Below are 21485 nucleotides of genomic sequence, written 5' to 3' on the forward strand. Positions count from 1 at the left end.
AACAGTAAGAATTAATATAGGCTATTTGCTCTAAAGCTGCCTAAAATAAAAATCCTCCCGAATTTGGGAGGATTTAATCGTTAAAGAACAAAATTCGACTTTAATAAGCGTCTTGTAATTCGTAAAAATCAGGAGAGATATAGTCTTTCCGTAAGGGCCAACCTTCCCAATCTTCATTCATTAATATACGCTTGAGATTGGGATGCCCTTCGTAAACAATCCCATACATATCGTAGCTTTCTCGCTCCTGCCAGTCAGCCGCTTTCCAAATCCAATATACCGAAGGAACTTTAGGATTATCTCTAGGCAAAAGTACTTTAAGTCTTACTTCTTTCGGGCGTTCGGCATCATCGCTAACTTCAATCAAATGATAAAAGCTAACCAGTTCTTTCCCTGGACCGAGATCGTATGCTCCCTGACACTGAAGATAGTTAAAGCCGTAGGCATATAGTGCGGTAGCAATGGGAAGTAAAAACTCAGCTTCTACTTCGATTAACTCTACACCGCTAACATCTACAGGTAATGGTTTGTTATCAAAACCGTTTTCGCTCAACCACTTAGAAGTTTCACCAGCTTCAACTATGTCAGTAGCTTCGGCATTTTCTTCAGAATTATTTTCTTCAGAGTTATTGTTTTTTTCTTCTTCAGCCACGCTCTATCTCCTCTTTAGCTTCTTCTAAGGTATCTGGTAATGGCATTCCCATTGCTTCTGCCAGCTCTTTAGGCGGTGCTTGGCGCGTTTGTGATTGCAAATACTTACCGTCGTAATCCGATCTAACCAATTTCATGTTGTGAGCGGTACTGTAATAGCGATGAGTTTGCTCTAGAGCGGCTGCCCTCTCTTGAAGAGACTCATTAGAAACTTTTCTTCGTAGCTTAATAATGGCATCAAATATAGCTTCGGGGCGAGGTGGACAACCAGGAATGTAAACGTCAACGGGAATTAGTTTGTCTACTCCTCTTACTGCTGTAGTAGAGTCGCTACTAAACATACCTCCAGTAATAGTGCAGGCACCCATAGCAATAACGTACTTGGGATCTGCCATTTCTTCATAAAGTCGTACTACCGCAGGTGCCATTTTCATGGTAATCGTACCCGCAGTAATAATTAAATCGGCTTGACGGGGACTAGCACGAGGTATCAAACCAAAGCGATCAAAATCAAATCTCGAACCGATAAGAGCCGCAAATTCGATAAAGCAGCAAGCAGTACCATACATCATGGGCCACAAACTCGAAAGTTTTGCCCAGTTATATAGGTCATCTACTGTAGTGAGAATAATGTTTTCCGATAAGTCTTGCGTAACTTTAGTCGGACTAACGGGATTAATAATTTTTTCTTTTTGTTCTTGCTCGAATAAATTGGAAGTCATGACCACTCCAAAGCTCCTTTTCTCCACGCATACACCAAAGCCACAACTAAAATAGCAATAAAAATTAAGGCTTCGACAAATGCTAATAATCCCAAACGGCTAAAAGCCACTGCCCAAGGGTATAAAAATACTGTTTCTACATCAAAAACTACAAAAACTAAGGCAAACATATAGTAGCGGATATTAAACTGTATCCAGGCACCCCCTACAGGTTCCATACCAGATTCATAGGTAGTGCGTCTTTCGGGACCACCGCCTTTTGGTCTTAGAACTGCCGACGCAGTTAGAGCCAAAGCTGGCACCGCACTACACAGCAGCAAAAAAACTAAAAAATATTCATAACCATTGAGAACAAACAATTTTTATCTCTTACTCCTTAGCCGATGGTGTTCGATTTGTATGATATCTCTTTACTTTTCTTTATTCTAGTAGAGAGTAGGTCAGAGATGAAAAGAAAAACTCCTTTTAAGTGTGAGTTTAACAACATACTAATGGCATTAAACGACTCAAGATCTGCTTGAGTACCATTGCTGTCCAGTCAATATCGGCTGTAGTAGTTTCGCGATCGATTGTCAAACGAATTCCTCGTTTGGCGGTTGCTTCGCTATAGCCCATTGCCAACAAAATGGGACTGGGATTTAATTTTCCGCTATGACAGGCAGCACCAGCACTGATGCCAATTCCTGCCAGATTTAGCTGTCGCACTATAGTTTTACCAGTTACATCACTAGCTGCCAAGCGATCGCTCAAAACAAAACTGACGTGATGGGGAAGACGATACAGGCGATCTCCCGTAGGTATCAAACAAGTACAATCGGCTAGGCGATCGAATAGGCGATCGCGTAACGCCATCAATCTGGGTACTTCTGCACTCATTTCCGCAGCAGCCAGTTCGGCAGCGATGCCCAGAGCGGCGATCGCGGGTACTGCCTGAGTTCCCGACCGCAGTTCTAATTCTTGACCGCCTCCACTTAAAAGCGGTACTAGCTCGATCCCAGAACGAACGTACAGCGCACCCGCACCTTTAATGCCATATATTTTATGTCCCGACAGAGACAACAAATCGACTCCCAACTGCTCTACATTTATGGGCAAACAGCCTGCTACCTGTACCGCATCGGTATGAAAAGGAATTCCCCTGGCGCGAGCAATTCGAGCTAAACGATCGATTGGCTGTAGCGTTCCCACTTCACTCTGTCCGTAAATTATGGAAACCAGAACTGTATTAGAACGGATGGCGGCTTGTAAATCTAACGGTTCTACTCTACCTTGACAATTGACGGGCAGTCTGGTTATCTGCCAACCTTGCCGCTCTAAGATTTCTACTGGTTTGGCGATCGCCGAATGTTCGACGCTAGAAATAATAATGTGTTGGGGTGTTTGATATTTTCGTACTATCCCCAAAATGGCTAGATTGTCTGCTTCGGTTCCGCCAGAAGTAAAAACAATTGATTCGGGTGCAGCGTGGATCGAGCTAGCTACCTGAATTCTAGCAGCTTCTAATCGTGTTGCTGCCTGTTGCCCCCACCCATGCAAACTCGAAGGATTGCCCCATTGTTGGCTCATAACTTGTTGCGCTAGCGCGATCGCCTCTGGACGGGGTTTGGTAGTCGCGCTGCGATCGAGATAAATTTGCATCAATTCAGCGATTTGTAAACATTGAGAAGTAAATTAACTCGCGATCTAAAAAGCGATCGCGATTCGATCGTTCTAACTTTGTTGTCTGACAAAGTAAATAAATACCAAGAAAGTAGCTGTACAAAAAATTTATATTCAAAATATCAAGCTACTGTAACTTTTACTAATTTTAGAATGTTCTTTTGTCTGCTAAGACGAAGTTCGAGTAAATAATTGAGGTGAGTCGAGTATGTATATTATAAGTAATTTTTCAGCTTAGTTAATCTACAATCGACAATCTTAGTGTATATGTAATCATAGGGACAATTAAAAATATCTATTTATGCTATCTCTAGAACTCGAACGCGCTGCTTCTGAATCCGAATTAGCTCAGAAAAACCGCATCTTATTAGTAGAAGATGAAGAATTAATCGGAGAAATGATCGAGGTCGCGCTACAGGCAGAAGGTTATGAAGTTAAAAAGGTTAGGGATGGACGTGCTGCTTTGAATTTGCTGCAAAATCCCGACTCTTCTGAAACTAAGCTAGCTACCGATTTAATTATTCTCGATTTAATGTTGCCCGAGGTTAACGGATTGGATATCTGCCGTTTATTGCGTTATCAAGGAGATATTACCCCGATTTTGGTAATCAGTGCCAAAAGCAGTGAAACAGACCGCGTTTTAGGTTTAGAAGTAGGAGCAGATGACTATTTAACTAAACCTTTTAGTATGCGCGAACTAGTTGCTCGTTGTCGCGCGCTATTGCGTCGCCAGAGATACAGCAATTTATCCTCAACTCCAGTCCAAAAATATCGAGATATCAGTCTCTTTCCCCAGGAGTGTCGGGTATTAGTTCGAGGCACCGAAGTCAATTTATCACCTAAAGAATTTCGGCTATTGGAGCTATTTATGAGTTATCCGCGCCGAGTATGGTCGCGAGAGCAGTTAATCGAGCAGGTTTGGGGACCTGATTTTTTGGGAGATACTAAAACAGTAGACGTTCATATTCGCTGGCTGCGCGAAAAGCTGGAATTAGAACCGAGCCAGCCAGAATATCTTATAACCGTACGCGGTTTTGGATATCGTTTTGGTTAATATCTAATATTTAATTAAAATAAATATTTAGTATAGGCGGCAATCATAAAAAGCTATTCAGTAGAATTTTAGTCTAGTTGTCAATATGATTAGTAACGTAGAGCAAATCGAAGTTACACAAGGACTAAAAAAAACTAATGGCTGCCGTAGAGTTTTGCTTGGGACTATTACTAGGAGTTGCATTTTGTACTTGGCAGCAATACAAATTCAAACAGAAGCTGCGCAAGCTGTTAGCTACTTTTGCCTTAAATGATGAGCCTACAGTTGCCCTACCGATAATTTCTCAGGTGCGGCGCAGGTTGAACGAACTGGATTTACGACGCAGAGAGTTAGAAAGCGAACGAGAAGTCTGGCAGCAGTTAATCGAACGGGCACCTGTTGGTTATCTCCAGGTAGATGCCGAGAATCAACTTTTAGGCTGCAATCTACAGGCACGACAATTGCTAAAAATAGACTATCGGCGAGCCGACCGAATCCGTCTGTTGCTAGAGCTAGTACGTTCGTACGATCTCGATCGCCTGATCGAACAGACTCGTCAACTACAGCAAGTTCAAGAAAAAAAATGGACTTATTACTTTACCCGTTGTGCTAACGACGAAGAAACTCAAGCAACATCTGACTCTGCTGCCTCAACTAAAATTGTCGAATCAATTGCCCTTCAGGGCTTTGGCTTTCCCTTACCTAACGAACAGGTAGGCGTTTTTCTCCTCGACCGCCAGCCGTTAGTAGAATTGTCTCAGTCGCGCGATCGCACTTTTTCCGATCTGACTCACGAACTTAGAACGCCTCTAACCTCAATTTCTCTAGTAGCAGAAAATCTACTGACTAGATTACAAAATCCCGAACGACGCTGGGTAGAACAAATGCTGCGCGAAACTAATCGTCTGAGCGAACTAGTTCGCCAATGGCTCGACTTAACTCAATTAGAAGCAGCACCCCATCGCATTCTTAAATACGAAACCCTCGATTTACATCAGCTAATTTTGTCAGTTTGGCAGATTTTAGAACCGATTGCCAACAAAAAACAGGTAGCTCTAACTTATTTTGGTACTACCAATATATCTCTTGCCGCCGATCGCTCGCGCCTGATTCAGGTTTTGCTAAATCTATTAGATAACGCTATCAAACACACCCCTCCTCAAACAGAAATTATTGTTAGAGTTACTCTGCAACCAGCTACCAAAACTGACATAGAGCAAATAACTATTGACGTAATTGACTCTGGCAGAGGTTTTTCAGAATCCGATCTACCTTATATTTTTGAGCGACTCTATCGAGGAGACAAATCTCGCTTGAGAATCAGATTGCCCGAAACTCAGTCAAATGGAGACGGTAGTGGTTTGGGGCTAGCGATCGCTCAACAAATTATTCGTTCTCATGGCGGCTCAATCTGTGCTAAAAATGACCCTAAAATTGGAGGTGCCTGGCTACAAGTTACTCTGCCTACTGAAAAACCCGCAAAAATTTAGTTGGTTTAGTAATTTACAATACTATTTCTAATAAAATCTTAAACTTTTTTTGTTATCAACAGAGGAGAACTATCATGTTATATAGTAGGATTTTAACAACCCGTGTCATTACCTCAAGCTAATCGTTCGGATTCCAATCAACTAGAGCGTTCTCTTAAAAGAGTTCAGCAAGACGTTTTACGTATGGGAGCTTTAGTAGAAGAGTCCTTGCGCTTGAGTCACCAATGCCTGTTTCAGCGTCATTTAGAAGCTGCTAAAAAGATTACTTATTTAGAAAAGCGCATAGATGCTTACTATCGTCAAATCGAGCTAGATTGTGCTGCTTTAATGACTCTACAAGCACCCGTCGCTCAAGATCTGCGGTTGTTAAGTGCCTTTATGCAGTTGGTGCGCGATCTAGAAAGAATTGGCGATTATGCTCAAGACATCAGCGAAATGACTTTAAAATTAGTCAAGTATCCGCCTCACGATTCTTTAAAAGAAATCGAACTAATGTCCGAACACGTTCAGTTTATGCTAGCTACTAGCTTGGTGGCTCTTGCCGATCTCGACGCTACAGCAGGCAAAAGAGTCAAAGATTTGGACGATACGGTAGATGATGCCTATGAAAACCTGTACGAAGTTCTGGCATATCAAAAAGATATTCAAGGAGTAGTAGAGCCGTTCTTACTTTTAGCGTTAATCGCACGCCATTTGGAACGAATGGCAGACCATGCTACCAATATCGGTCAACGAGTTTCATATATAGTTACGGGCCAGAGAAATTGAGCGGTATCTGACCGACAGAACGCGGTTAGCGCAGCCAGCGGCAAAGCCGATCGCAACTGTTTAACCAACGTTTAAGCTTTGCTTAAACTTGACATTACCGCCAGTTTAGCTTTTTAAATTAAAATCGATGATGAATACAGATAACTGCAAGGCAATTTATCTGGTTTAACTTCTGTGATAATTTACGTCAAGACGATCTAAATCACAGAAAATAGTAATTTAACCGCTTATGGTTAGAGATCGAAACAAAGTTGTTTTTCAAGCCACTTATGCCAAAAAATAATCTGACCATCGGTCGATTTTAGTAGGCAAATTATTGAATATATTGTCAAGCATAGACAATATATTTACGTGGTAACTAAAACTACTGTTTTGTAAATAGAAATCCAATTTAGGTGTGAGGATTACAGATGAGTAAATTATTTTGGCAAACTTTGAAAGTTGCTCCTGCAATATTTGCCGCTTCTCTTTTGACTGCTAATGGGGCAAATGCTCAAGCACTGCCCGAAAATGGTAACGACAGTTCGGTAAACGAAACTTTAGAACGGATCGATCGCTACCAAAATAACTCTACTTCTTCCCAGTCTCAGGTAACTAACGTCAACCAGCTTCGCGACGTATCACCTACCGACTGGGCTTATGAAGCTCTCCGTAGCTTAGTAGACCGCTATGGCTGTATTGCTGGTTATCCCAATCAAACCTATCGCGGCAGTCAGGCTCTAACCCGTTATGAATTTGCTGCTGGTTTAAACTCCTGCTTAAATCAAATCGAGCGTTTGATTGCTTCTTCTGAAGCCGTTACCAGAGAAGATTTAGACACGATGAATCGTCTCGCTCAGGAGTTTGAAGCAGAACTAGCTACTCTTGGCGGTCGTATTGATAATATCGAAAGCCGTACCGCTTTCTTAGAAGACAATCAGTTTTCTACTACTACTAAACTGAGTGGAGAAGCAATTTTCTCTGTTCAGCAAGCCTTTGGTGAAGAGGTTGACTCGCAGACTACCTTCGGCGATCGCGTCCGCTTGAACTTCGATACCAGTTTCTTTGGTGAAGACCGTTTGCGGACTAGATTAGAAGCAGGTAACTTCGACGATATTTTGCGTAGCGACGTTACTGGTACCGATTCAACTCGTCTTGGTTTTGATGCTGGTGGTGGTAACAATATTGCCCTCGACGATTTGTACTATCGCTTCCCGGTAGGCGAAAGGCTGAACGTTTGGGTTGGAGCTAACAGTCTCGATCTATATGACATTCTTGCTGTCGGCAACCCCATTCTAGAAAGTAGCGGTACTGGTGCTTTGTCTCGCTTTAACCGCCGCAATCCTCTCGTACTTAGAGGTACTGAAGGTGCTGGTGCTGGCGTTAGCGCTAGTTTGTTAGACGATAGAATTACCGTAACTGGTTTGTATCTAACTGATAATGGCAACGATCCTGCAGATGGTGAAGGTCTATACAATGGTTCTTTCAGTGCAGGTGGACAAGTTGAATTTTCTCCCATCGAGAATCTAGATTTAGCTTTGACCTATATTCGTAGTTACGAAACTGGTGATAGCGTGGATCTCTCTGGAGGTACAGTTAACGGAGCTGCCGCCGAACCATTTGGCGAGGTAGCTACTGCTGCTAACAAGTTTGGTGGTTCTGTTACCTATAGTTTGGGCGAACGTTTTGTCATTGCTGGTTTTGGTGGCTATGCCGATGCCGAACAGTTAGAAGGCGGTGACGCAAGTGGAGATATCTGGACTTGGGGTGCTAACGTTTCTATTCTTGACTTTGGTAGAGAAGGTGCCGTGTTAGCATTTGCTGGCGGTCAACCTCCCAAATTCACTACCGATGAAGCAGGCATTGCAGAAGACATAGATACTTCCTACATCGTTGAGGCACTTTATAAATTCCCTCTTAACGACAATATCTTAATCACTCCTGGTGCTTATGTAGTCTTCAATCCCAACCACGATGAAGATGCTGACGAAGTTTACGTAGGCGTAATTCGTACTACTTTCTCCTTCTAAAAGTAGTGCCGTTACTGGTTTATTTCAGCTAAATATCATACAGACAAAAATTAGGGTGGACAATGTCCACCCTAAACAGTTTTTTAGCAGGTTGTTAATCTTTTGTTTACCTAATTTTTACTTGTGGATAACTAGCGAAAGTTATTTTGGTAAAGATCTTCAAAAATTAGTAAGACTACCGACCAAAAAGGTTATCCCAGCGAAGGAATTAGCATTTTTTAGTCAATCGCGAAAATTTAATTCAAATTACAAACATAACGAACGAAAGACAAAAATATATGGTTTCCGCAATTTTTTCCAAACGACAGCTATGGTTTGCCCCTCTAATTGCCGTTACTGTCAGTCTTACTTCCTGTGGCGGCGGTCAATCTCCTACTGAGCCTTCATCAGAAGGTGGAACTTCTTCGGGAGGAAGTGATGTTTCTGCATCTCTAACAGGTGCTGGTGCTAGTTTTCCCGCACCTTTATATCAACGCTGGTTTTCTGAATACAACAAAGTAAATCCCAATGTACAAGTAACCTATCAATCTGTTGGTAGTGGTGCGGGAGTAGAACAGTTTATTCAAAATACTGTAGACTTTGGTGCTAGCGATGTAGCAATGACGGATGAAGAAATGCAACAGGTCGAACGTGGAGTAGCCCTGTTACCGATGACGGCTGGCAGTATCGTCTTGGGATACAACCTTCCTGATGTTGAAAATCTCCAGCTATCGCGAGATGTATATACAAATATTTTGTTAGGTAACATTACTAACTGGAACGATCCAGCTATTGCTGAAATTAATCCCGATGCCAACTTACCCGATACTAAAATTAACGTAGTGCATCGTTCTGACGGTAGTGGTACTACTGGAGTTTTTACCCAACACCTCAGCGCAATTAGTCCTGAATGGGAACAACAAGTAGGTAGCGGTAAAACAGTAGAATGGCCTGTGGGTATTGGTGCTAAAGGAAATGAAGGTGTTACCGCTCAAATTTTACAAACCGAAGGTTCGATTGGCTATATAGAGTACGGCTACGCCAAACAGCAAGACATTCCTACAGCTAGCTTAGAAAATCAAGCAGGGAACTATATCGCTCCTTCAGTAGAGTCTGCTAGCAAAACTCTCGAAGCTGTTACCTTGCCAGATAACCTACGCGCCTTTATTACCGATCCTGAAGGCGATGAATCTTATCCTATTGTTACTTATACTTGGGTTTTAGCATACGAAAACTATAACGATCCTGAAAAGCTGCAAGCTTTAAAAGATGTTCTTACTTGGTCGTTAGAAGAAGGGCAAGATTATTCTGAAGAGTTGGGTTATGTACCTTTACCCGATAATGTGGTGCAAAAAGTAGAAGCAAAACTAGAAACTATTCAGGCTCAATAGATTGGGTTTTAGATTTCAGTTTAAAACTAGATAATTTTGTTTTTCTTGATTTTTCTCCGTTCCAAATAGGTGACGGAGTTTTTATTTGCACAATTAATTCAACCACTTTTTTAGATGTAGTCATTTCAATCAATTTTCTCATGAATAAATCAACTAGCTTTTTGTTGGTGGTTGCTAGTAAGTCATTAGTAGAGTTAGAGCTAATTCAATCTCGATTACTCATACCTATAGTTTCTTTTTAGAATAACTATATATTCATCGCCTAATAGATGGTTAAGTCAACTGATGATGTTCTTTTTTGCCCAAAAACTGATTTTTGTCTGGTAGTTCTGTCTCTAAATTTCGCAAGCGCGGTTCTCGGAAAGCGATCGCTACAGTTATTAAGTTAACTATTCCTAGCAGCACCAATAGTAAAGAAACACCTTGTCCCATGCCCGTATTTATAAATCTACCGACCAACTCGGCAACAAATCCATTACGAGCCATTAAAGGATTTAAAAAATTATCTACCAGAGGTCCTGCTAGCATATAGGCGCAAATTGCCAAAGATCTTTCTAAAGTCTGCTGTAAAGCAAATACACGTCCTTGCAAATGAGTGGGAACTTTGCTCTGCCAAATAGCTTGATTGAGGCTGACAATAATTGGCTGGGAAAATAAATAGCCAAAAATACCGACTGCCAAAGCGAAAACTGATATTCTCGTACCGCCAAATAAGACGATCGCGCCTTGAAAACCAACAAAGCCAATAATTGCCAGGACGCGATTTTGTGGACCAGACCAAAAACTCATGAGAATACTACCTAAAAGCATTCCACAACCACCAATAGACAAAACTATTCCCAACTGTTCTGTAGAATTGGGTTCGTATAGCAAGGGCCACAAAACTATTTCCAGCATTCCCATCGTAAAGTAACTGACCGCAATAAACCCAATCAGACGCAATAATCCAGGTCTTAAAGCAATATAGTTCCAGCCAGAAACCGTATCTTTTAGTAATCGTTCGATAACTTGCTGTTTGGTTTTACGAGTTCTACGAAGATTGGGAAATTTGACAAAGACGAGAGTCATAATAGCGATCGCAAAAGTAATTAAATCGATCGTTAAAATTGTTTCTAAACCAGTAAATTTCATTAACATCCCCGCAATGACAGGAGCGGCAATTTTGGCAATGGCAGAAGAAGCCTGAACCATGCCGTTAGCGCGACTTAAATTTTGTGGGGCAACGAGTTGGGCAATAGCAGCAATGTATGCTGGCTGTTGAAAACTATTAAAGCTTGAGGTAACGGTAACGGCTATATAGATATGCCAAACCTGTAAGTGGTTGGACGTTACTAACAGCAAGACGATAGTGGTAATTACGCCCGTACCTAAATCGCTGAGCATCATTGCGTTGCGGCGATTCCAGCGATCTATTAACACTCCTGCCAGAGGAGAAATAATCACCTTTGGTAAATATATCAGCAGTATCGTCAGAGCAAATTGACTTATAGTTCCCGTACCGTGATAAGTTTGTTCCAAAATCCAAAAGCCTAGAGCAAATTCGGTTAGTTTGGAACCTAACAAAGAAACAACTTGTCCGATCCAAATAATTAAAAAAGTGCGCATAAAGCACGAAAAAATATTAGTACATCTTGATGGCAATCGCTCAATCGACAATTAAACCCGAACGAGTTATGTTATGAGACTAGATAAATTTACACCTCTATCTTTAGTTCGCGCAAGAGAAAAAAAATAAAATTCAGTAAAATTGGCAAAAATTTACATTATAGACGTGTTTTACGCATAAATTGCCAATATCATAGCTATTATGGTCAATTTTTATGCCCTATTCAATATAAACTATTCTATCTATATAAATCGAAAATAGCGCTTGTTAGCAAATGAGACGTAAACTATAAACTAATTGCTTTTTAATAACTAATTATTATTATTTTATTATGCTGATGCTAAAGAATTTTTTTCCCGTGTTGGTCACGGCGATGGGGCAGTCTATATAACAAGATCGAGCGGTATCTCTAAAAATATATAAGTAAATGGCAAGGGTTGAAAATTATTATTTAATTCTGGAAGTAAGTCCAGATGCCAAATTAAAAGAAATTAAAGCGGCTTTTCGCCGTTTAGCTCGTCAGTATCATCCCGATCTAAATCCTAACAATGATGAGGCAGCCGAAAAATTCAAACAAATTTCTCAAGCATACGACGTTCTTTCCGATGCTACCAAACGTCGTCGTTACGATCGTGACTTCCCTTTTCATAAAACACAACCAAAAATTCAGCTAGAAACAGCTAGAGATTTTTATTTTCGAGGTATGCAGCGATCGCAAGCCAAAGAATACAGACAGGCAATTGAGGACTATACACAAGCCATAACCCTAGAGCCAACCTTGATCGATGCCTATCTCAAAAGATGCGAAATGCATTATAAATTAAGCGACTATCGTGGGGTTTTAGACGATTGTTATCAAGTCTTAGAAATCGATCCGCAAGTTGCCAAAGCCTACTATTATCAAGGAAGAGCGCGTTTTAGCCTGGGATATGTTCAATCGGCGATCGAGTCTTATACCACTGCTATTGCCCGTGAGAAAAACTACGCTCAAGCATATTACTATCGCGGTCTCGCCTATCAGGAGAGTAATCAAAATTTAGCAGCAGTTGAAGATTTGCGACAGGCAGCTAGACTGTTCAGAAAGCAAAATGATAACCGCGCTTACTATCGAAGTCAAAAAGTGATTCGCGACCTAACCGTGAAAAAAAGAAAGATCGACCGAATGTCAAATAGCTCTAATAATGCGATCGCCAATGCTTTGCTAGCGTTGCCCGTATATCTGGTCAATCCTGTAGGTGGATTGCTACCTGCTTATTCTCGCATGAGAAGGAAACAGGCAATTCAAGTCGGAGTAATTTATGGCGTGTTATCCTCTGTCTGTTTTGTTATTAGCTATTCTATTTGGCAAGAATCCGAAATATCTATTTGGCTAAGGTTTTTTCTCGGGCTAATTCCTTTTTTTAGTCTCCTATTGTCAAATAGCATTATTCGTTCTTTTTATCGCAATTCTGGTAGCATTTCCAGCGACTTTTTCATAGCGGGTACGGCTTTAATGCCAATAGCTTTTGCCTCGGTTTTTATTAGCCTGATTTATTCTTTTATCGCTCCTTTAATCGTACTACTATCGATTTCTGGATGTTGTTACACCATTTTTATTCTCTATGCAGGCTGCGCTCAAATTTTGAATCTTTCAGAAGCTCAATCGGCTTTTTCGACTACCGCAATTTTAATAATTAGTACGATGTTTTGCTATCTAGCTCTAGAAATATTGTTGTTCCAAATCTAAATTTTAGTTTTGGCAGTTGCCTTCACTCGAACAACTCAGCGAGTAGCTAAATGCTGACGCAAGCGAAGCAGACTAAGGCTTTGACCTAAACTTAGCGGTAAGATTGATATTCCTTCAAGCCGCGATTGTAGCCAGCCTTCACCCCAATACCATTCATGATAGCCATCAATACCTTTACCGAGCAACAGACGCAGACAATTATCTTCTACTAAGTCTACCTGATGTTTAATTTCGATTATTCCTAAGAAACTACTAAAACTCGCTCCTGTTTTGAGTCGCGATGGTAATGAGGTAAAACGCTGGGGCCACATCCACTGTTTGAGCTGTTCGCCTTCTAGCAGACTATCGCGAATAGCTTCTGCCTGTGCCTCGATCTCAATTCGCAAATGACTTTGCTGAAAATTTCCTAGCATATTGGTCTTAATATCTGTTTCTCAATTTATCTTAATTTTATAGATGTTGGCACGAAAATTCAGCATTCTTGAGACGTGTTTTTAATTTATAGCGGTTTTCAAACTTTTGTAGATAAATTTTAATAATTCAAAGTAATACAGCAATCTCAAACAAAATCAGAGAATATCTATTGCTTATTACCTGTTCCCGTCTTGGTGCGTTCCTTTGTGGATCGAAAATCGAGTAGGAAAGCTATAGCTAGTAACGAATACACATTTTTGTCATTTTTTGCCATGTTAGTTTGAACGGTTTTGAGGGAACTATAAATAATAATTACCCTTTGTAATTGCTCGATGTTATTTTAGTTACTCTTCTTGTTGGGTTGACAAACCATGCAATCAAAACAATATAAGTCGCAAGAATTAAGTTCTGTACTAGAAATTTTAAGTAGCCAGAATTTTTCAGGCACTTTTCATATAGAAACTCAGGGCAATTTTGTAAACACTTGCAATACTTGCGTTTTAATCTGGCGCAATGGCGAACTCGTATTTGGAGGATTAACAATTCCTAGTAATTTAAAATTTGCCGAGATGCTGGTTAAAAAGTTTAAACCAGATTTTATTAATGTTGCTATACAAACTGCTAAAGAGAGAGTCGATGACTCTACATCTTTTCGCGAAATTTTAGAGTTATTTGTCAAAATTAAGATTTTGACCTGGGAACAAGTTGAAAACTGTGTATTCAAAAAAATCGTGCAACATCTAGACCGCTTGTGGCAGTTTCCAGGAGTTGCTAAGTGGCAAACTACAACAGAGTTCGATCTTAGTTATGGGGAAGATCGACATGGTTTGAAGTGGAAGACTCTGCAACAAGAATTAAATAAACGGCAACAAAAATGGAAGGCAATAGAAGATTTGGTTCCTTCAATGAATGCAATTCCCTATAAAGTAGAAAATCTCGACAGGATTAATAATTCAACAGTAAAAGAACATTTACAAAAATATGTCAATGGCAGACGCAGTCTGTTAGCTATTGCCGAAAAAATAGATCGAGATCCTCTAGCAGTGGCTCAAACTTACTATAAGTGGGTAAAGCTCAACTGGATAGATTTTGAACAAAATACAACCAGAGATGGTTCGACTTCTGGTAGTAGCGATCGTACTCAGCAGACACCAGAAAATTCGGACTTGCCAATGATTCTTTCTGTAGATGATAGTCCCATCGTGCAAAAAAGTATCGAACGAGCTTTAAAAGAAGTTTATCGAGTAGTTTTGGCAGGTAATGCTAAAGATGCCTTGGCAATTCTCAATCGAGAACCAATTCGACTAGTATTACTCGATCTGACCATGCCAGATGTAGATGGTCTACAGTTTTGCAAAACGATTAAAAAAATTCCCAAATTTCACGATTTACCTATTGTTATGGTTACAGCCAGAGATGGGTTGTTAGACAAAATGAAAGGTCATTTGGCAGGAACGGATAAATACATCACAAAACCATTTGAGCCAGAACAGTTAAGACAAGTTGTAAATAAATATGTCAATGCCAATGTTCTTTAAATAAAAACTCTCGACTTGGGAATACTTAATTGTAAATCTTCGATGAAGTTAAATTAAATTTTTATTCTTACATGGAAAGTAGACCATATCTGATTTTTAGCCTGCATGGTTTGCCTTATGCCATTGATGCTAATTGCGTTAGAGAGATATTTTTGTTACCAGAGCTAATACCTGCCATTGAAGCTCCTAATGACATTATTGGTCTGCTCAATCTGCGCTCTCAGATTACGCCGATAATGCACCTGGATTTGCGCTTTGGACATCGTTTTGAAGGCTGCCATTCTAATGATTGCGTCATTGTAGTAGAGTCTCAAGGATTACAAATTGGTATTGTCATTCATGACGTAAGAGAAGCTAAATACATCGAGCCTCAATTAATTAAAACAGATTTATCTTACGGACGCGATCGCGATATTAATGCTGCTTTTGTAGCTGGCGTGGCGGAAATAGCAGATGAAGTAGTTTTCTTGCTTGACGTAGATAATTTAGTTCGCCATCGCGATCGAGTAGTAGCTCTAATCGAAGATGCTAGTGAGACTGAAGCGGCAGAATCTATCGAACCAAAGCCAGCAGGAAACTTTTACGATCTCTATTTTCCCCAGGCTACTGCTAAAGAAAGCGCAATTATGAGGCAAAGAGCCGAAAATTTGCGCATAGTTGCAGAACAGACGGAAGATTCCGAACTAACGTCTCTAGCAGTGGTGGATATTGATGGCGAATATTTTGGTATAGATTTAGACATCGTTAGAGAATTTACCAAAATTGGCAAGATAACCTCAATTCCGCAATGTCCGAGTCATATTGTTGGCAATATGAACTTAAGGGGCGAAATTCTAACTTTAATCGATTTACGGCAGGTTTTAAATTTACAGAGCGATCGCGCTCTGCAAGCTGGCTTTGCCAATCGCCACAATCAGGCAGCTAAAGCAGTGGCGGTCAATGTAGATGACGAGATCGCTGGCATTCTAGTCGATCGCGTTGTGGACGTAACTAATTGCCCTGCTGAAACTATAGCTCTTCCTCTGGCTTTAGATTCTAATAGCTCTAAGTACTTTAAAGGTACGACAAACTATTCAGGCAAACCAATCGGCATTATTGACATATCAAAGATGCTGTCCCAATAAGCGTTGGCGGTAAGTATTTAAATAAATTTATGCGGAAAAAATATTATGAAAATTAGTACTCAACTATCTCTTACAGCAGCAGGGATTGTCGTGGTTGCTGTAGGTAGTATTGGCTCGGTATTTTTGGGAGCATCATCTGGTGATAGCCGCGTAGTTAACTATAGCGGTATTGTGCGCGGAGCAACTCAAAGATTGGTCAAACAAGAACTAACAGGACAGTCTAACGACAAACTGATTGCTAAATTAGACCAAATTGTCAACGGTTTGATAAATGGAGACGAAGAATTAAATCTGCCAAGAGCAACCGATCCAGAATATTTCAGCATCATGCTGGAAGTAGAATCTGCTTGGAATCAGTTGAAAGAGAATATTGTAGCTGCTAGAACCAATGAAGCCAGCGAAGCTATTCTCTACGAGAACAGCGAAGAATTTTTTGAATTGATTAACAATGGCGTATTTGCTGCCGAGGATGCCGCAGCAGCAAAACTTAGAAGATTGAGAATAATACAGTTGGTTATCTTTGGGATTAACTTAATTATTATTGGCATTATTATTACTTTAACTCGCAGGATTACGGCTACTTTAAAAAGCCTAACTAGTGCGATCGCTTCTTCTTCTACAGAAATTGCTGCCACCATAGACCAACAAGAACGAACAGTTGCCAGCCAAGCCAGTTCTGTCAACCAAACTACCGCTACCGTAGACGAGTTGGGTGCTTCTTCGAGACAATCTGCCGAACAAGCTGAAGCTTCTACAGCAGGAGCAAGTCAAGCTCTCTCTCTAGCCCAGGAAGGAGCGAGAACCGTAGAGCAAACGATGGCAGGTATTGAAAATCTTAAAGTCCGAGTCGGAGAAATTGCAGAGCAAATTATTAACCTCAGCCAACAAACAGGTCAAATTGCCATCGTCTCCGATCTGGTAGCCAATGTCGCCAATCAAACCAACATGCTGGCACTCAACGCCGCAGTTGAGGCATCTCGCGCTGGAGAACATGGCAAAGGATTTGGCGTTGTCGCCGACGAAATTCGCAAGCTGGCTGACGAAAGCCGCAAATCTGCCGAAAAAATCAATAACTTGGTCGTAGACCTTCAAGCAGCGATGAACAGCGCAGTAATGGTAACAGATGAAGGCAACAAAACTGCCGAATCTAGCATTCAGTTAGCCAGGGGAACGGCAGAAACTTTTGTCAGCGTCAAAAATGCGATCGACGATGTATTTATCAATACGCAGCAAATTTCTCTTAACACCAAACAACAGGCGGTGGGAATTCAAGAAATTCTCTCGGCAATAAATGCTCTCAACCTAGGTGCACAGGACACTGCTGCTGGCATTAATCAAGTCAAAGTTTCTACTGCTAACTTAAGAGATTCTGCTAAAGATCTTCAAGAAATTGTCTGAGCAGTTTTTAGAGTTATTTTTACTCTGCCTATAGTACTTTTGTTTCCGAATATATCTTCAACTAAATACTATGAATAACAAAATATCCCTTAAAAATTATCGCCATCTCAAAATTTTAATTATTCCGATCTTTTTAACTGTATCTTTATGTGGGGGTATGGGTTGGTACATCTTAGATTTATACAAAGCTTTTGCCAAACTCCAAACACAAGACCTAAACATCATTAATCTCAGCAACCGAATTGTTTATTTAGATGAGGTTTTGACTTCTAGCGCGCGTCTGGCAGCTACCACAGGCAACGAACGCTGGGAAAAACGTTATTTAGAGCAAGTTCCAAATCTCGATGCAGCACTGGCTGAGGCACAAGAATTATTGCCTAATGTGTTTGAAACTGAAGGGATGTCTAAAACCAATGAAGCCAATAATAAGCTGATTGCTATGGAAGACAGAGCCTTTGAGTTAATCGGACAGGGAAATGCCCAAGCAGCAGAAGCTTTGCTTCTCAGTCCAGAATACGAAAAGCAAAAAGCAATTTACGCCGAAGGTTTGGCAGAAACTACTGCGGCTCTTAAAAACTATGTGGAAACGAATATCGCTCTAAAATCTCAAGGAGTCCGTTCGACAATTATAGCAATAGCGATTGCTTTAGTTGTCTTGCTGTTTTCTTGGCTGATAGTTTTGCGTATGATGAACCGCTATATTTTAGCAATTGAGGATGTGGGAACCACGATCGCTCAAACTTCTACCGAAATTGCCACAACTTTAGACCAACAAGAACGCAACATTGCCAGTCAGGCAAGTTCTGTCAATCAAACTACCGCAACTGTAGATGAGTTGGGAGCCTCTTCCAGACAATCTGCCGAACAAGCCGAAGCCTCTAGTGCTGGTGCTAATGAAGCTCTTTCACTAGCTGAAGAAGGAGCGCAAATCGTACGACAAACTATGGCAGGAATGGAAAATCTTAGAGAAAGAGTGGGTGCAATTGCCGAGCAGATTATTCATCTCAGTCAACAGACCAAGCAAATTGCTAGCATTTCTGATTTAGTCGCCGAACTTGCCGACCAAACTAATTTACTGGCGTTAAACGCTGCGGTAGAAGCAGCACGGGCAGGTGAACATGGTAAAGGTTTTGGAGTAGTAGCTACTGAAATTCGTAAGTTAGCTGATGAAAGTCGTAAATCGGCTGACAAAATTAACGGCTTGGTAGGGGATATTCAAACGGCAATGAATAGCGCAGTAATGGTAACAGATGAAGGGAGTAAAACCACTGAAGCTAGTATTCAACTCGCACAAGATACGGCACAGACATTTATCAATGTTAAAAATGCCATCGAAAACGTTTTTATCAACAGCCAACAAATCTCACTGAATGTCAAACAGCAGGCGGTAGGAGTTCAAGAAATTCTGGCAGCAATTAATGCTCTCAATCTAGGTGCGCAAGATTCGGAAGTAGGAATTCAACAGGTTAAAGCTTCGGCAGACCGTCTACAAAACTCAGCAAATTACTTAAAAACATTAGTATAACTACTCCTACTGACCAAATAGGCTCCTTTAACAGCAAATCAATTCTTTTTAGCCATGATTATTGAAGACGACGAACTTAGAGATTTATACAAAACTTCCAGCAGCGAACATTTGCAAAAGCTAGAAGCAGAACTAATGCAGTTAGAAAAAAATCCTCAAGATACTGCGGCTTTAGAAGAATTCTTGCGGGAAGCGCATACTTTAAAGGGCGATTCGCGAATGTTGGGCTTGAATGACATTGAAATGCTCGTTCATCAATTAGAAGATTGCCTAACTCAAGTCAAGCAGGGTGCAAGAGCGATCGATAGTCAATTATGCGATCGCCTGTATCAGGGGCTAGATGCGATCGATAAACTGGCTACCGAAGCGGTTACTGGAAAAGCGGCTAATGTCAATACTTTTGAGGTTTTAGCTGCCCTAATTGAAGCAGAATCCTATGCTGCTAATTCGGACGAGTTAGTAAGTAGCGAACCAGACTTTGGCGGTGACAGTAATACCAAGGATGCTTTGTTCGACGATAGCAACTTGTTTGCAGATGATGAGGAGTTATTTAACGAAGCTGATTGTGGCTTAGAATCGTCCGATGACAGCCCCATTTTAGAGCTAAGTTCTGTTGAAAAAACTTCACTCGTCTCGACATCAACTGCCGAACCTACTATTGCAGCAGTAGCCGATCGAGAATTACAAATTGATTCTATTCGAGTCGAACCTCGCAAGCTGGATATCTTAATGACTCAGGCAAGCGAATTAGCTGTTGCCAAACTGCGTGTATCTCGCCAAACCTTTGAAATTGAAAAAATTTTCACTCTTTGGGAAGAATGGGAACAAAATGCTCGTAGAGATCGCCAGAAGTTGGCTCGTATCGAGAAATCCTTAACTAGAGAGCAGTTGTTACCGATACAGCATCTTTTTCAAAAGACTCAAGAACGTTTTGAGTATTTCGGTAACCTGATTGAAAGCCTGAAACTTAGAGCCGACGAAGATGTCGCTAGTTTGAGTATCATTGCCGAACAGCTAGAAGCGGGGATTCAAAATTTACGTCTGTTACCATTATCGACTGTATTTAATATCTTTAACCGCATGGTTAGAGATTTAGCCAAACAGCAACAAAAACAAATTGATTTTATCGTCGAAGGTGCCGACACTAAAGCTGACAAACAAATTTTAGAAGCCATCAAAGATCCTTTGCTGCATTTAATCCGTAACGCGATCGATCACGGTATTGAAACTCCTCAAGAAAGAGAGCGAAAAGGAAAAGCACCCACTGCAACTTTACGTCTTCAGGGCAAGCGTACTGGTAACAGTATTGTTATCGAAGTTAGCGATGACGGGCGGGGGTTAGATCTCGACAGCATCAAAAAAACCGCTCTGCGTAAAGGTATACATACCGAAGCCGAGTTAGCAGCCATGAGCGAGGAACGGGTGCGATCGCTAATTTTTGCCTCTGGGTTTTCTACGCGCACTAAAGTTAGCGAACTTTCTGGACGGGGTGTTGGCTTAGATGTAGTCCGTGCCAATATCGAAAAGCTCAAAGGGGCGATTGAAGTTAATTCTACACGCGATCGCGGCTGTCAGTTTCGCATTAGTCTCAACAATAGCCTTGCTACTACCAGCGTCATCATCGTCGAAGTTGCCCAAACGGCATACGCCATACCGATAGAATATGTCCGTACCATGCGAATGGTATCGCGACAAGATATTTTCACCATCGAAGGTAGTCAAGCGGTTTCTTTTGAAGGTCAACCGATATCTATTTTTTGGTTAGCCGACATTTTGCAGCTATCCACTGTCGAAGAAATTCCAACGACTGGTATATCTAGTGATGATTTTGCTTGTGTCATCGTGCAGGTAGGAAGCAACTACTTAGCTTTGGTTGTCGATCTTGTTGTCGAACGTCTAGATATTGTTCTCAAGCCTCAAAGTAAACTAGTCCGCAACATTAGAGGTATTTTAGGGGCAACTATTTTGGACAATGGCAACGTTTGTATGGTTCTTTCTCCTCCAGGTTTGATCGAAGGGCTAAAAAATACGTCTGTCGCTCCCAAACGTATCGAACAAAAGAGCAAAAAACAGCTTTTGCTCGTCGAAGATTCGATTATTATTCGCACTCAAATGAAACGTCTGTTACAAGGTGCTAATTATGAAGTAGCTATTGCTGTAGATGGAGCAGAAGGGTTCCAAAAACTGCAACAGGGAAATTTTGATGCTGTGGTTTCTGACGTTGAAATGCCTAACATGAATGGTTTTGAACTTACGACTCGAATTCGCCAATTAGAAGCATATAACGAACTGCCAATTATTTTGGTGACTACTCTAGCATCGGCAGAAGACAAGCGACGTGGTGCTGAAGCAGGGGCAAATGCTTATTTAACTAAAGGTGATTTTGACCAAAAGCTGTTGCTCGAAACTCTTCAAAGACTCGCATAAATAACAATTACTATTTTTTAACGCT

General features: G+C 41.0%; 17 protein-coding genes. 11 read left to right on the plus strand and 6 right to left on the minus strand.

What is annotated here, in order from left to right:
* Positions 1 to 100 precede the first annotated feature (100 nt).
* The 4 genes from KV40_RS12770 to KV40_RS12785 form a co-directional block, all read right to left on the minus strand.
* Complete coding sequence (locus KV40_RS12770; RefSeq protein ID WP_052055604.1) at positions 101 to 652, minus strand: NAD(P)H-quinone oxidoreductase subunit J; 552 nt, start codon at positions 650 to 652, stop codon at positions 101 to 103.
* Entirely contained in the window at positions 645 to 1373 is a 729-nt protein-coding gene (nuoB, locus tag KV40_RS12775) for an NADH-quinone oxidoreductase subunit NuoB (RefSeq protein WP_036481819.1), read from the minus strand. The genes KV40_RS12770 and nuoB overlap by 8 nt, the downstream gene beginning before the upstream one ends.
* Entirely contained in the window at positions 1370 to 1732 is a 363-nt protein-coding gene (gene ndhC / locus KV40_RS12780; protein ID WP_036481822.1) for a photosynthetic/respiratory NAD(P)H-quinone oxidoreductase subunit C, read from the minus strand. The genes nuoB and ndhC overlap by 4 nt, the downstream gene beginning before the upstream one ends.
* A 118-nt stretch (positions 1733 to 1850) precedes the next feature.
* Complete coding sequence (locus KV40_RS12785; RefSeq protein WP_036481825.1) at positions 1851 to 3011, minus strand: cysteine desulfurase family protein; 1161 nt, start codon at positions 3009 to 3011, stop codon at positions 1851 to 1853.
* Between the two features lie 322 nt (positions 3012 to 3333).
* Here KV40_RS12785 and KV40_RS12795 point away from each other — a divergent pair, with 322 nt between their 5' ends.
* From KV40_RS12795 to pstS, 5 genes are all read left to right on the plus strand, one after another.
* Positions 3334 to 4086, plus strand: coding sequence for a response regulator transcription factor (locus KV40_RS12795; protein ID WP_036481830.1), 753 nt, complete (start codon positions 3334 to 3336; stop codon positions 4084 to 4086).
* A 137-nt stretch (positions 4087 to 4223) separates the two neighbouring features.
* Positions 4224 to 5555, plus strand: a complete 1332-nt coding sequence (locus tag KV40_RS12800; protein ID WP_036481833.1) for a cell wall metabolism sensor histidine kinase WalK — start codon at positions 4224 to 4226, stop codon at positions 5553 to 5555.
* A gap of 102 nt (positions 5556 to 5657) precedes the next feature.
* A complete protein-coding gene (gene phoU / locus KV40_RS12805; protein ID WP_036481835.1) occupies positions 5658 to 6323 on the plus strand; it encodes a phosphate signaling complex protein PhoU in 666 nt (221 codons plus the stop codon).
* Positions 6324 to 6733: 410 nt separating this feature from the next.
* Complete coding sequence (locus KV40_RS12810; RefSeq protein WP_036481837.1) at positions 6734 to 8332, plus strand: iron uptake porin; 1599 nt, start codon at positions 6734 to 6736, stop codon at positions 8330 to 8332.
* Positions 8333 to 8610: 278 nt separating this feature from the next.
* Positions 8611 to 9702 (plus strand): phosphate ABC transporter substrate-binding protein PstS, encoded by a 1092-nt coding sequence (gene pstS, locus KV40_RS12815; protein ID WP_036481839.1) that lies wholly within the window; start codon positions 8611 to 8613, stop codon positions 9700 to 9702.
* A 273-nt stretch (positions 9703 to 9975) separates the two neighbouring features.
* Here the strand turns inward: pstS and KV40_RS12820 are convergent, their stop codons facing one another.
* On the minus strand, positions 9976 to 11307 hold the full coding sequence (locus tag KV40_RS12820; RefSeq protein WP_036481841.1) for an MFS transporter: 1332 nt from the start codon (positions 11305 to 11307) through the stop codon (positions 9976 to 9978).
* 428 nt (positions 11308 to 11735) lie between these two features.
* On the opposite strand from KV40_RS12820, the gene KV40_RS12825 reads away from it, so the two are divergent.
* Complete coding sequence (locus KV40_RS12825) at positions 11736 to 13034, plus strand: DnaJ domain-containing protein (protein ID WP_052055605.1); 1299 nt, start codon at positions 11736 to 11738, stop codon at positions 13032 to 13034.
* A gap of 35 nt (positions 13035 to 13069) precedes the next feature.
* Here KV40_RS12825 and KV40_RS12830 read toward each other — a convergent pair whose 3' ends face one another.
* Entirely contained in the window at positions 13070 to 13447 is a 378-nt protein-coding gene (locus tag KV40_RS12830) for a hypothetical protein (protein WP_036481843.1), read from the minus strand.
* Between the two features lie 372 nt (positions 13448 to 13819).
* Between KV40_RS12830 and KV40_RS33350 the strand changes: the two genes are divergently transcribed.
* The 5 genes from KV40_RS33350 to KV40_RS12855 all read left to right on the plus strand — a co-directional run bounded on the left by KV40_RS33350 (position 13820) and on the right by KV40_RS12855 (position 21460).
* Positions 13820 to 14986, plus strand: a complete 1167-nt coding sequence (locus KV40_RS33350) for a PleD family two-component system response regulator (protein ID WP_036481846.1) — start codon at positions 13820 to 13822, stop codon at positions 14984 to 14986.
* Between the two features lie 71 nt (positions 14987 to 15057).
* Positions 15058 to 16110: a chemotaxis protein CheW gene (locus tag KV40_RS12840; RefSeq protein WP_036481849.1), complete on the plus strand. Its 1053-nt coding sequence runs from the start codon at positions 15058 to 15060 to the stop codon at positions 16108 to 16110.
* 45 nt (positions 16111 to 16155) lie between these two features.
* Entirely contained in the window at positions 16156 to 17508 is a 1353-nt protein-coding gene (locus tag KV40_RS12845) for a methyl-accepting chemotaxis protein (protein ID WP_036481852.1), read from the plus strand.
* Between the two features lie 70 nt (positions 17509 to 17578).
* Entirely contained in the window at positions 17579 to 19033 is a 1455-nt protein-coding gene (locus KV40_RS12850) for a methyl-accepting chemotaxis protein (RefSeq protein WP_036481854.1), read from the plus strand.
* Positions 19034 to 19087: 54 nt separating this feature from the next.
* Entirely contained in the window at positions 19088 to 21460 is a 2373-nt protein-coding gene (locus KV40_RS12855; protein ID WP_036481856.1) for a hybrid sensor histidine kinase/response regulator, read from the plus strand.
* Positions 21461 to 21485 lie beyond the last annotated feature (25 nt).

This window comes from Myxosarcina sp. GI1 (assembly GCF_000756305.1).
GTDB lineage: Bacteria > Cyanobacteriota > Cyanobacteriia > Cyanobacteriales > Xenococcaceae > Myxosarcina.

Excerpts from the sequence above, each read along its gene's own strand:
- KV40_RS12840 (WP_036481849.1), top strand. The coding sequence starts at position 15,058 with ATGGAAAGTAGACCATATCTGATTTTTAGCCTGCATGGTTTGCCTTAT.
- KV40_RS12795 (WP_036481830.1), top strand. The coding sequence starts at position 3,334 with ATGCTATCTCTAGAACTCGAACGCGCTGCTTCTGAATCCGAATTAGCT.
- pstS (WP_036481839.1), top strand. The coding sequence starts at position 8,611 with ATGGTTTCCGCAATTTTTTCCAAACGACAGCTATGGTTTGCCCCTCTA.
- KV40_RS12845 (WP_036481852.1), top strand. The coding sequence starts at position 16,156 with ATGAAAATTAGTACTCAACTATCTCTTACAGCAGCAGGGATTGTCGTG.
- KV40_RS12810 (WP_036481837.1), top strand. The coding sequence starts at position 6,734 with ATGAGTAAATTATTTTGGCAAACTTTGAAAGTTGCTCCTGCAATATTT.
- KV40_RS12825 (WP_052055605.1), top strand. The coding sequence starts at position 11,736 with ATGGCAAGGGTTGAAAATTATTATTTAATTCTGGAAGTAAGTCCAGAT.
- KV40_RS12850 (WP_036481854.1), top strand. The coding sequence starts at position 17,579 with ATGAATAACAAAATATCCCTTAAAAATTATCGCCATCTCAAAATTTTA.
- nuoB (WP_036481819.1), bottom strand. The coding sequence starts at position 1,373 with ATGACTTCCAATTTATTCGAGCAAGAACAAAAAGAAAAAATTATTAAT.
- KV40_RS12820 (WP_036481841.1), bottom strand. The coding sequence starts at position 11,307 with ATGCGCACTTTTTTAATTATTTGGATCGGACAAGTTGTTTCTTTGTTA.
- KV40_RS12830 (WP_036481843.1), bottom strand. The coding sequence starts at position 13,447 with ATGCTAGGAAATTTTCAGCAAAGTCATTTGCGAATTGAGATCGAGGCA.
- KV40_RS12855 (WP_036481856.1), top strand. The coding sequence starts at position 19,088 with ATGATTATTGAAGACGACGAACTTAGAGATTTATACAAAACTTCCAGC.
- KV40_RS12800 (WP_036481833.1), top strand. The coding sequence starts at position 4,224 with ATGGCTGCCGTAGAGTTTTGCTTGGGACTATTACTAGGAGTTGCATTT.
- KV40_RS33350 (WP_036481846.1), top strand. The coding sequence starts at position 13,820 with ATGCAATCAAAACAATATAAGTCGCAAGAATTAAGTTCTGTACTAGAA.
- KV40_RS12785 (WP_036481825.1), bottom strand. The coding sequence starts at position 3,011 with ATGCAAATTTATCTCGATCGCAGCGCGACTACCAAACCCCGTCCAGAG.